The following is an 11,351-nucleotide window of genomic DNA, read 5'->3' on the forward strand; positions in this document are numbered from 1 at the left end:
GAGCCGTGCTTGATCATGCCGGCTTCTTCATAGGCCTTGCCGACCATGTAGCCGGTCGTGTTGTTGAGATAAAGCAGCGGAGTACGCGATTGGCAGCAGGCCTGAATGAAATGAGTTGCCTTGTTCGCGCCGTCAGGATCGAGCGGGCCATTGTTGGTGATAATCCCGATCGGCTCGCCTTCGATACGTGCGTGCCCGCACACCGTGGCCTGACCATAATTGATGCCGAAGTCATTGAAATCGGAATCGTCGATGATCCGTGCGATCACCTGGCGCATGTCGACGGGCCGCTTGTGATCCATCGCCATGATGCCCAGTAATTCCTCGGGATCGTGACGCGGCGGAGGATGAGACGCTTCCATGCGGCGCGGCCGGTCCCATTTCAGATTGGTCATGATGTCGCGCGCGATCCGCAGTGCGTCCCGATCGTCTTCAGCAAGATAGTCGCCGAGCCCGGATATGCTGGTGTGCATTTCGGCGCCGCCGAGCTCTTCTTCGGTAGCGATTTCGCCGGTAGCCGCCTTCAAAAGCGGCGGCCCGGCCAGAAAGGCGCGGGTCCGGCCGCGCACCATCACAATGTAGTCCGACAGTCCGGTCTGGTAGGCGCCGCCTGCGGTCGAGGAGCCGTGCGTGACGGTAATCACCGGCAACCCGGCCGCCGAGAGCCGCGCGAGGTTGCGAAAGATGTTGCCGCCCCTGACGAAATCCTCGACCCGATAGCGCAACAGATTGGCGCCGGCGCTTTCAACCAATTGCACAAACGGCAGCTTGTTCTCGAGTGCCAGTTCCTGCACGCGCAAGGTCTTGTCGAGCCCGTAAGGTTGCAGCGCGCCGGCGTCGATGCCGGAATCATTCGCGCTGACCATGCAGCGGATGCCCGCGACGAAGCCGATGCCTGCAATGACTCCGCCGCCAGGCACGCTCTTGTCCGGATCGGGAACGTCGAACATGTACCCCGCCAGGGTCGATAGTTCGATGAAAGGGGAGCCGGGATCGAGCACTAGCGCCACGCGCTCACGCGGCAGCAATTGTCCGCGTTTGTGAAACCGCTCCTTGGCCGCAGCGGAGGCGGCGCGCGTCCTCTCCTCCAATTCGCGCATCCGCGAAATCAGCGCCAGCATGCCGGCGCGGTTAGCCTTGTAAGCGTCGCTGCCGGGCGCGATCGTGGATTCAAGGATTGTCATCGCTATCCAATTGTCATTGCGAGGAGCGAAGCGACAAAGCGATCCAGTCGTTCGCCGGCTGCGTGTGGATTTCCGCTCCTGTTCACAACGAATGATCCTTTCCGATAAACGTTAGCGTCTGATCCCGAAAATCTGCCTCGCCTCCGCCGGACTCGCGATGTCGCGGCCAGCACGGCGCGCGCAGGCCGCGACGGTCTCAATGAGCTGACCATTTGAGGTTACCTTGCTGCCGTCAGGCCGATAGAAGGTATCTTCGAGGCCAGTGCGCAAATGGCCGCCAAGATCGGCGCAACGCTGATGCAGCGGCCAAATTTCGGAGCGGCCGATCGCGGTGACCTGCCAGTGCGCTTGCGGAGATTTCAGCTTCAGCAGGATCGGCAGCAATTCCGGATCGGCCGGCATGCCCGATGCGACGCCCATGACGAAATTGTATTCCAGCGGCCCGGAATACATGCCGGTCTGCCGGTACATGCCGACGCAGCGCACGATGCCGACATCGAAACATTCGAATTCCGGAATGGTGTCCACTTCCTTCATCACATCGAGATAGTCCTGCACTTTCTCGACCGCATTATCGAACATCATCGGCGGCCAGGCCCAGGTATTGTCGCTTTTGACTTTCAGGTAATTCAGCGAGCCGGCGTTGCAGGCGGCCATCTCCGGCTTGGTCTCCCGCACGCAATCGAGAGCGCCCTGATAATTGGGACCGGACGTGCCCGTGGTGTGATTGATGATGACGCCGGGACAGGCCTCACGGATCGCCTGCTGGATCTCGCGAGATATGCTGACATCCCAGGACGGCAGATGTCCCTCGCCCGGCTCCTGCCGGCGCAGATGAATATGCATGATGCTGGCACCGGCATTAAAAGCGCCCTTCGCTTCACGTGCCATCTGCTCCGGGGTGACCGGCACGTGGTGCTGTTTTGGGTCGGTCAATACGCCGTTCAGCGCGCAGGTGATCACAGCCTTGTCGCTCATGGATTAGCCTTCATGACGATCAATGTCTCCATCTCGCGCGGCCTTCTTGCCGAGATCTCAGCATACCGAAATCGCTCCTGATGTCACCGAAGGATAAACGCCGGGCAGCCCAGGAGGGCCGCTGATCGGGCCGTGCTGCTTGTTGTTTAGAAGTCGCGCGCCACGTTCTGCTGCTCGCCCGCGAGTGTTTCGGCGGCTACCGCTCGTTTATATCCATCGCGCGACCGCAGGCGCTGCCAATAGGCCGCGACGTTCGGACCGAAATCCCTGGCAAGCCCGATGTTTTCGGCAAGGCGCAACGCGTAACCGATCACGACATCAGCGGCGGTGAAGCGACCGCCGACGAGAGTCTCGGCATTTGCGGTGGCGGCTTCCACCGCCCGCAGTCGGCCCAAAAACCATTTGGCATAGTCGGTCACAACCTGCGGATTGCGCCGCTCTTCCGGTTCGAGACGGCTGTAGCGCAGCACCAGGGTTTGCGGAAACGTCAAGGTGGCGTCGCTGAAATACATCCAGTTCAGGAATGCGCCGTAAACCGGCTCATCGACGCCGACGATCAGCGGCGTCGGTCCATGCCGCGTGCCGAGATAGTGGCAGATGCCGGACGACTCGGTCATCCTCGTCTCGCCATCGATCATCAAGGGAATGGTACCGAGCGGATTGAGCGCCAGATACTCCTTCGCAAGCACCCTTGGAGGGAACGGCAGCATTTTGAGATCATAGCGCAGGCCCATTTCTTCCAGCATCCACAGCGGACGGAATGAGCGAGCCCCGTGGCAATGATATAGAGTGATCATCCGCTTTCCCTTACTTCGAAGTCACAACCCCATTTGTCGGCTGGCGAGGTCTTTCATGATCTCCTCGCTGCCGCCACCGATCGCATTGACCTTGACCTCGCGATAGATGCGCTCGACTTTTATGCCGCGCATGTAGCCGGCGCCGCCAAAAATCTGCACTGCTTCGGAGGCGCAGAAGGCCATCGTCTGCGTCGCCTGATTCTTCAGCATGCAGATCTCGGCGACTGGGCTTTCGCCGTGATCAAGCCGCCACGCCAGCATTTCCAACATCGCCTGTGACGCGGCCACCCGTTGCGCCATGTCGACCAGTTTATGCCGGATCACCTGATGCTGCGCCAACGGCTTTCCAAACGTGTGCCTCTGCCTGGCGTATTCCATGGCTTCTTCCAGGCAAACCCGCGCAGCCGCCGTGCAGCCGGCCGCCATGGTGAGACGCTCGCTGTTGAAATTATGCATGATGATCTTGAAGCCCCTGCCCTCTTCCCCGAGCAGATTTGCGGCGGGCACACGGCAATCATCGAAATGCAAGGTCGCGGTATCGGAGGCCCACCACCCCATTTTCTTCAGCCGCGTTCGCGACAGCCCGGCCGTGTCGCCCTCGATCACCAAAAGGCTGACGCCACCAGGACCGGGACCGCCGGTGCGCACCGCTGTGGTAATGTAATCAGCCCGCATGCCCGAGGTGATGAACGTCTTCTCGCCATTGACGATATAGAATTCGCCGTCACGCCGCGCAGTGGTGCGCAGGTTCGCGACATCCGAGCCGCCGCTCGGCTCCGTGATTGCCAGCGCCGAGATTTTCCTGCCCGACAAGATTTCCGGCAGCACACGCGCCTTGAATTCCGGGCTGCCGGCGCGCGCGATCGGCGGCGCGCCAATCGAATTGCTCTTGAGACTCGCGCTGACGCCGCCGGCGCCGGCCCGCGCCAACTCCTGAACCGCGACGATCCACATAAAATTATCAACTTCGGTTCCGCCATATTCCTCTGGGAAGCCAAGGCCCAGTAGCCCAATCTCGGCTGCCTTTCGGTAGAGCTGTCTCGGAAATTCGCCTGCCTCGTCCCATTCGTGGGCGTAAGGCTCGATTTCCTTTTCGACAAAACGGCGCACCACCTCGCGATAGGCTTCGTGCTCGGCCGTGTAGAATGGGCTTGCCATTCGTATCGCTCCCCTGTGCTGCCGCCGTCCAAAATCAGACTACAGCGGACCGCGCCGGAGTCGAAGTCGAAGTCCCGCCAATTGGCATCGGTGACGTTCCAGCGAGTTCGGAAATTCAGAACTTCAGCTTGACGCCCAGGTAGACGCAGGAATAGAGCGATTTGGTCCCGCCCCACCAAGAGGGGCGGCTCGCGATCGTCACGAACGCGGGGCGGGATGCGGTGGCCGCGAAAGCGCGCTCGACGATGCGCGCGTATTGCGGACGACGAAGCCGTGTGGTCCTGACGCCTCGACGCTGGCGTTAAGTCGGCGGGAAATATCTCGCTGGCGACGGTGACAAGAAAGCCCGATCACCGGGGAGATCACGGTATAAGCCGTAAAACCATTGCGCGGGGAATGCCGGACGATTTCGGTGAACCTGTGGTGACTACCTCGTGTGCTTTCTATTTTTTGCACGCGAGACTGCGGGTGCATTGAGCGCCCGGCATTCCCTGCGCCCTCTGATTTTCAGATGCGCTTCACACGATCCAAAACTCGCGCGGAAATGCGCGGCGAGATCGCGGGGTGTGGGTTTTTGCGTGGAGGAATCCGAGGGAGATGGGCGAATGCCGCGACGCGGTTATCCCTCCCCCACTTTTTGTGGGGAGGGTGGCGCGAAGCGCCGGGTGGGGGTTCGGAGCGGATGGCGCTGCGCGAATACCTCGCTCGCGGAAGCAGCCCCCACCCGGCACATCGCTCGCTCCGCTCACGATATGCCCGCCCTACCCACAAAAAGTGGGGGAGGGATAAGAAACAGCGAGCTTCGCTCGTGTCGACTGACGGCTGGCCAATCCGAGCTGATTTCGGCATGCTGGCTCAAACAGGTTCGAAACAGCCCAAGTGGATCAACTGCCCACCTTCGCCTTTGGAGGAAACTTTGTCGGTTCGTTATTACGATTGGATTGCGCATTTCGGCCTTAGGACCCCGAACAAGCCCGCGGTGGTCGATCTCGCCAGCGGACGGGAATTCGCTTACGCGCAATTGGATGCCCGCATTTCGCGGCTCGCGACGCACCTGCGCCACCGGCTCGACATCAAACCTGGCGATCGGGTTGCGGTGCTCGCACTGAACACGACCGATACGCTGGAGGTTCAGTTTGCCTGTGGACGCCTTGGCGCCGTCTTCCTGCCGCTGAACACCCGCCTTACGATCCCCGAGTTGCAGTTCATCGTCGGCGATGCCGCGCCCGCCCTGATGATCCATGACGCCGACCTTTCCGATATCGCAATATCCGTGGCGCAACTGTGCGGCATTGGCTCGATGCTTTTACTTGGGCCTGATGGCTCCTATGAGGCCGCGATCGCGGCTTCAGCTCCGCTCGACAAAGCCGAGCTCGTGACGCTCGATGACATCTCGACCATTATGTACACCTCGGGTACCACGGGGCAGCCAAAGGGCGCCATCATCACCCACGGCATGACCTTCTGGAATTGCGTCAATCTCGGCGGACCCGCGTATATCTCGCCGTCGTCGGTGCTGCTGACGGTGCTGCCGCTTTTTCATACCGGCGGACTCAACTGCTACACCAACCCGGTCCTGCACGCCGGCGGTACTGTATTGATTATGCGCGCCTTCGATCCCGGTCTCGCGCTGGCGCTGATCAGCGATCCATCGCGCGGCATCAACGTGTTTTTCGGCGTGCCTTCGATCTATCAATTCATGTCGCAGCATCCTTCGTTCGCGACTTCGGATTTCAGCCGCCTTATCATTGGGGGCGTTGGCGGCGCGCCGATGCCGGTGCCGCTTCTGAAAGTGTGGGAGGAGCGCGGCGTCGCGTTGCAGCAGGGCTACGGGATGACGGAGACCAGCCCGGCGGTTCTGACGCTTGATCGCGAGGACGCCAGGCGCAAGGCCGGGTCTTCGGGCAAGCCGGTGCTGCACACCGAGGTGCGGATCGTCAGGCCGGATGGAGCAGACGCCGCCATCGGCGAGCTCGGCGAGCTTTGGGTCAGGGGGCCAAACGTCACCCCCGGTTACTGGAACAGGCCTGACGCCGATCAGTCGTCGTTCACCGATGGCTGGCTGCACACGGGCGATGCCACGCGGGTTGACGAGGAAGGTTTTTATTACATCGTCGACCGTTGGAAGGACATGTACATTTCCGGCGGTGAAAATGTTTATCCGGCGGAGGTCGAAAATGTGCTGCACCAGCTCGCCGCTATTGCCGAGGCCGCTGTGATCGGCGTCCCTGATCAGCAATGGGGAGAAGTCGGCATGGCCATTGTCGCCGTGAAGCCGGGGCAAACGATCAGCGAAATCGAAATTCATGCGCACTGCGCCGCCAATCTGGCTCGCTTCAAATGTCCACGACTGATCCAGTTCGTCGATGCGCTGCCACGCAACGCCACCGGCAAGATCCACAAGCCGACGCTGCGCAATGAATTCGGCGTGCCTGCGCCGGCGGATCACGCCAAGGCCGCCGTGCTGTAGCGCGTTCAGTCCGCAACCGAACGTTGGCTCGGCGTACGGTTCTTGTCATTCCGCAAGATGTTTCCCAAGTAAGTAGTCCAGACAAGGAAGACATCATCAGGCGCTTAGATCATGGGTTCCCAATTTCACTATCTGCCGCTGACGCCGGGATTGTTTTCAATCCTGATCTTTCTGGTGGTGGGTCTGGTTATCCTGATTCAGCTTCGCATTCTGCGCTATGCCTATATGCGCCTTGGCGTCGGACCGGGTGTCGCCCTGCTTCTGCTGTTCGGCTCACTGATCGGCAGCTATTTCAACATCCCGATCACGGTGCTGCCCGGCAATCCCGTGAGATCAGGGCAAATCGTTGAATTCTTCGGCATGCAATATGTCGTACCTGTCATCGTCCAGTGGCCCGGCACGGTGCTGGCCGTGAATGTCGGGGGCGCGCTGATCCCGACCTTGATGTCCACCTATCTGGTCATCCGATATCAACTCTGGCTCAAAGCCGCGATCGCTATCGCCGCGATCGCCTTTATCATCCATTCGACGGCCACGCCGGTTGCGGGAATCGGGATCGCCGTGCCGGTCTTTGTGCCCGTTGTGGCCACGGCGATCCTCGCATTCATCCTGTCGAGGGAATATGCGCCGCCGCTAGCATATATCGGCGGCTCGATGGGCACGCTGATCGGCGCCGATCTTCTCAACCTCGACAAGATCAGCGGCCTCGGCGCGCCGGTCGCCTCGATCGGCGGCGCGGGAACGTTCGATGGGATATTCCTGACCGGGATTCTGGCGGTGCTGCTCGCCGGGATCGCCTCACCATCGCAACCACGAGAAGCGTGGTGAGAAGTAACGAGGTTGGCGAAACACTTTCCGGCGGTGATATCTGCGCTCATTGGTCGGCTGCTTTATTCCACCGCACGGGAGGGTCGGGAGCATCAAGCAGGCAGATGGCTGGATTGCGACGCTCGCGAGTTGCCCTTCTTCCCAACTCCCCATAATAAGAAATCAAAACTGGCGCAGGATGGCGACCCGCAGCCGACTCGCGCATTTGCGAAAAAAAGAAGGGCAAAGGTCACGTCCATGGAAGCTCAGGTAAGCACCGCGTCCGTTTCAAACGTCAGATGGTCGCCGCCCTCCGGGGCGAGTGACATCGTCAAGAACATTCACGCGATGCTTCATCCGCGCAACATCGTACTGGTTGGCGCTACTGACAAGCCGGGCAACTACGCCGAGCGTATCTGGAACAATCTCGTCAAGTACAAATTCAAAGGCGAGTTGTATCCCGTAAACTCCAAGCGCGAAACGATCTGGGGCGTTCGCTGCTACAAGGATTTTGCAAGCCTGCCTGACAAGCCCGATCATGTGCTGGTGCTGGTGCCGGCGCGTTTCGCTGTTCAGGTGATCCGCGACGCCGCAGCGGCCGGCGCGCGTTCGGCGACTATCGTGACCTCCGGCTTCAGCGAACTGCAGGACGATGAGAGCCAGAGGCTCGCCGCCGAATTGCAGCAGGCGATTCGCGAAACCGGGCTCGCCGTCACCGGCCCGAATTGCCTTGGCAATCTCAGCGCCGGCGAAAACATGTTCACCAACATCGACGATCGGATCGTCACGATGGAGGCGGGGCCGGTGGCGATCGCGGGCCAATCCGGTGCGATCGTGATGGCGATTCGCCAGGCGCTGGAGGATCGCGGCGTCGGCGTCGGATACATGGTCACGACGGGAAACGAGGCCGGCCTGGAAACGCCGGACCTGATGAGTTACTTCGCCGCCGATCCATCCATTCGCGTCATCGTGGTTTATTTGGAAGGGGTGCGCAACACCAAGGTATTCCGCGACGCCTGCAAGGCCGCCCGCGCCGCCGGCAAGCCGGTGATCGCGCTCAAGCTCGGAGCATCGGAGGGCGGACGCGCCGCCGCCATGGCGCACACTGGCGCGCTGGCCGGTTCGATCGAGACATTCGACGCGATCTCGACCCGCGAAGGCGTGATCCGGGTGCGCGGTCTCGACGAGCTGATCGAAACCACGGAGTGTTTCGTTCACGCCGATCCGCCGAAGGGCAACCGACTCGCCGCGGTCACTTTGTCCGGCGGCAAGCGCGGCTTGCTGATCGACGCCTTTCATTCCGCCGGGTTGAGTTTTGCGCCGTTGAGCGAAAACGCCAGCAACAAGCTGGCAAAAATGCTGGGCCCCGGTAGCATCGTCGGCAATCCGCTCGACGCCGGCTTTGCCGCCGTGGTCGATCCGTCAGTCTATATGCAGTCGATCAAGATCATGATCGACGATCCCGACACCGACATCGTCATCATCGACGCCGAGCTTCCCAAGGCGCCGCATGAATTGCGCGAGCGCAATCTGCGGATCGTCAACGATATGGCCGGAGCCGCCAGCAAGCCGGTCGTCTACATCAGTGCGATGTCAATCGGCTTCACCGAATTCACCAAGGGTCTGCGCAAGTCACTGCCGCACATCGCCGTGATGCAGGGGCTGGACCGCGCGGTCGGCGCCATCAAATCGTTGATCGATTACGCCTCGCTCCGCAAGGTGGTGCCGGAGATCAAATCCAGTTCCAGTGCCTCCGCGCGAGCCACCCTTGAACGGGCCCTGAAGAACGCCAGCGGCGCGGCCCTCGACGAGGTCGCGTCAAAAAACCTGCTAAAGGCTTACGGCATTCCAATATCCAGGGAAGAGATCGTGCAAACGGCCGCCGACGCCGTGAAGGCCGCGAAAAAAATCGGCTTCCCGGTCGTCGCCAAGCTGGTCAGCGCGGAGATTTTGCACAAGTCCGATATCGGGGGCGTGGTGCTGAACCTGAAGACGCCCGCCGAAGTCAGGAAAGCCTTCAACGACATCACCGCGCGGGTCAAGAAACTGAAAGGCAAACCGAAGCTCGATGGCATTCTGATCGCGCAGCAGGTCAAGGCCGAGCTTGAGCTGGTCATCGGAAGCGCGCTCGATGCCGAGATGGGGCCTGTAGTGCTGTTCGGCACGGGTGGCGTCGATATCGAACTCATGAAAGATGTCGCACTAGCCGGCGCGCCGCTCGATGCGAGCGAAGCCAAAGAACTCATCAGCCGCACCAAAGCCGGTGTGAAGCTGAAGGGCTATCGCGGCAAGCCGGCGCTGCACGAGGCGTCAGCCGTGAAGGCGCTGGTAGGCCTCTCCAATCTCATGGCGGACGCCGGCTCCCGCATCGCTTCGATCGACATCAATCCATTCCTGATCAACACCCGGACCGGTATCGCAGTCGATGCGCTGATCGTGCTCAACAACGATGCCGCGAAACGCGCGGCCAAGCATTGAGGTAACGAGACGGCTCGATTGCCTCGTGTCGCGGATGGTGGCGCAACAATTCGTGGTCTTGAAATGATCATAGAAAATCAGGCCATGGTCACAGATGCCGTTCTGCAAGCGGTGGGCCGTACCGAGGACCGCCGGCTGCGCGAAATCCTGCTGTCGCTGGTGCGGCATCTGCACGGATTCGTGCGCGACGTTCGCCTGACCGAGCGCGAGTTCCAGGAAGCCGTCAGGATCGTGGCGGCGATGGGACAGAAGACGACTGAGTCCCATAATGAGGTAGTGCTGATGGCGGGATCGCTGGGCTTGTCCTCGCTGATCTGCCTGCTCAACAACGGCGATGCCGGCCAGACCGAAACCCAGGCCAATCTTCTGGGCCCTTTCTGGCGCGACGATCAGCCACTGACCCCAAGCGGCGAGACATTGGTGCGCTCGCCAACGCCGGGACCCGGGCTGATGGTTCGCGTGTCGATCGAGGATGCAAACGGCGTTCCGGTCGAAGGAGCCGAAGTGGATGTCTGGCACTCGTCGCCGGAAGGTCTTTATGAGAACCAGGATCATAAACAAGCAGAGATGAATTTGCGCGGCCGCTTTGTTTCCGATCAAACTGGCCGATTTGAATTCCGCACCGTCAAGCCAGCGGGGTATCCGATCCCGATCGACGGTCCGGTGGGTGAATTGGTGAGGGCCACGCGCCGTCACAACTACCGACCGGCGCACCTCCACTTCATGGTCTACAAGCCCGGTTTCAAGACACTCATTTCGCAAATCTATTCGCCGGACGATCGGCACATCGATTCAGACGTGCAGTTCGGCGTGACGCGGGCTCTCATCGGCAACTACGTTCGTCATGATGAGCCCTCCCCTGAGATGAAGTTGGAGGCGCCGTGGTATTCGCTCGATCAGAAGTTTCGGCTTGAGCGTGGCGAGGCACGGCGTCCACTGGCCCCGATACGCGCCAAGGTATCGGACGCGCCGCCCAGGGCGTGACCGGGCATGCGCTCTACGCCGAAGGTCGCAGAATTTCACCGGGTTATTATTGGCAAAACCAAAACGGACGGGCTACGGTTACGAGGTACGGCATCAAAGAATGCCGGCCATCAAGGTCATATCTCACTTGTCTGGGAGGACGGCATGGCTACCTTGCGACGATCCTGGTCGGTCGATCGGCGAACCCTTTTAAAATCCAGCGCCGCTATTGCTGCGGTGCAATTCTCATCTCCTTTTATCATCAAGGCGCGCGGCGAAACGTCAATCAGGATCGGACTGGTCGATCCGCTGACCGGCGTCTATGCCGCAATCGCACAGAACGAAGTGGTAGGCGCTAAATTCGCGGTCGAGGAGATTAACAAGAAGGGCGGCATTCTGGGCCGGCCGGTTGAGCTCTTGATCGAAGACTCGGCAAACGACGTCGGCACTGGCGTCCAGAAGACGCGCAAGCTGATCGAGCGCGATCAGGTGAGCTTCATCATCGGCGACGTCAAT

At 60.6% G+C, this 11,351-nt stretch carries 9 protein-coding genes; 5 read left to right on the top strand and 4 right to left on the bottom strand.

Annotated features, from left to right (window positions below):
• The 4 genes from VJV58_RS13635 to VJV58_RS13650 all read right to left on the bottom strand — a co-directional run.
• Positions 1–1,184: acyl-CoA carboxylase subunit beta (locus VJV58_RS13635; protein ID WP_324137880.1), on the bottom strand; the 1,184-nt coding region annotated here is incomplete at its 3' end.
• Between the two features lie 111 nt (positions 1,185–1,295).
• A complete protein-coding gene (locus tag VJV58_RS13640; protein ID WP_324137881.1) occupies positions 1,296–2,162 on the bottom strand; it encodes a 3-keto-5-aminohexanoate cleavage protein in 867 nt (288 codons plus the stop codon).
• Between the two features lie 146 nt (positions 2,163–2,308).
• The gene (locus tag VJV58_RS13645) at positions 2,309–2,959 is read right to left on the bottom strand and encodes a glutathione S-transferase family protein (protein ID WP_324137882.1); all 651 of its coding nucleotides are present in this window, start codon (positions 2,957–2,959) and stop codon (positions 2,309–2,311) included.
• Between the two features lie 21 nt (positions 2,960–2,980).
• Positions 2,981–4,117 (bottom strand): acyl-CoA dehydrogenase family protein, encoded by a 1,137-nt coding sequence (locus tag VJV58_RS13650; RefSeq protein ID WP_324137883.1) that lies wholly within the window; start codon positions 4,115–4,117, stop codon positions 2,981–2,983.
• 916 nt (positions 4,118–5,033) lie between these two features.
• On the opposite strand from VJV58_RS13650, the gene VJV58_RS13655 reads away from it, so the two are divergent.
• The 5 genes from VJV58_RS13655 to VJV58_RS13675 all read left to right on the top strand — a co-directional run.
• On the top strand, positions 5,034–6,587 hold the full coding sequence (locus VJV58_RS13655; RefSeq protein ID WP_324137884.1) for a long-chain fatty acid--CoA ligase: 1,554 nt from the start codon (positions 5,034–5,036) through the stop codon (positions 6,585–6,587).
• Between the two features lie 111 nt (positions 6,588–6,698).
• Positions 6,699–7,415 carry a DUF1614 domain-containing protein gene (locus VJV58_RS13660; protein ID WP_324137885.1) on the top strand — a complete coding sequence of 239 codons (717 nt, stop codon included), beginning with the start codon at positions 6,699–6,701 and terminating at the stop codon, positions 7,413–7,415.
• A 237-nt stretch (positions 7,416–7,652) separates the two neighbouring features.
• A complete protein-coding gene (locus VJV58_RS13665) occupies positions 7,653–9,872 on the top strand; it encodes an acetate--CoA ligase family protein (RefSeq protein ID WP_324137886.1) in 2,220 nt (739 codons plus the stop codon).
• A 63-nt stretch (positions 9,873–9,935) separates the two neighbouring features.
• Entirely contained in the window at positions 9,936–10,856 is a 921-nt protein-coding gene (locus tag VJV58_RS13670) for a dioxygenase (protein ID WP_324137887.1), read from the top strand.
• Positions 10,857–11,000: 144 nt separating this feature from the next.
• A partial coding sequence (locus VJV58_RS13675; protein WP_324137888.1) for an ABC transporter substrate-binding protein occupies positions 11,001–11,351 on the top strand: 351 nt, incomplete at its 3' end.

The sequence above is a fragment of the Bradyrhizobium sp. genome (assembly GCF_035273305.1).
Taxonomy (GTDB): Bacteria; Pseudomonadota; Alphaproteobacteria; order Rhizobiales; family Xanthobacteraceae; genus Bradyrhizobium.

Excerpts from the sequence above, each read along its gene's own strand:
- VJV58_RS13640 (WP_324137881.1), bottom strand. The coding sequence starts at position 2,162 with ATGAGCGACAAGGCTGTGATCACCTGCGCGCTGAACGGCGTATTGACC.
- VJV58_RS13645 (WP_324137882.1), bottom strand. The coding sequence starts at position 2,959 with ATGATCACTCTATATCATTGCCACGGGGCTCGCTCATTCCGTCCGCTG.
- VJV58_RS13650 (WP_324137883.1), bottom strand. The coding sequence starts at position 4,117 with ATGGCAAGCCCATTCTACACGGCCGAGCACGAAGCCTATCGCGAGGTG.
- VJV58_RS13660 (WP_324137885.1), top strand. The coding sequence starts at position 6,699 with ATGGGTTCCCAATTTCACTATCTGCCGCTGACGCCGGGATTGTTTTCA.
- VJV58_RS13665 (WP_324137886.1), top strand. The coding sequence starts at position 7,653 with ATGGAAGCTCAGGTAAGCACCGCGTCCGTTTCAAACGTCAGATGGTCG.
- VJV58_RS13670 (WP_324137887.1), top strand. The coding sequence starts at position 9,936 with ATGATCATAGAAAATCAGGCCATGGTCACAGATGCCGTTCTGCAAGCG.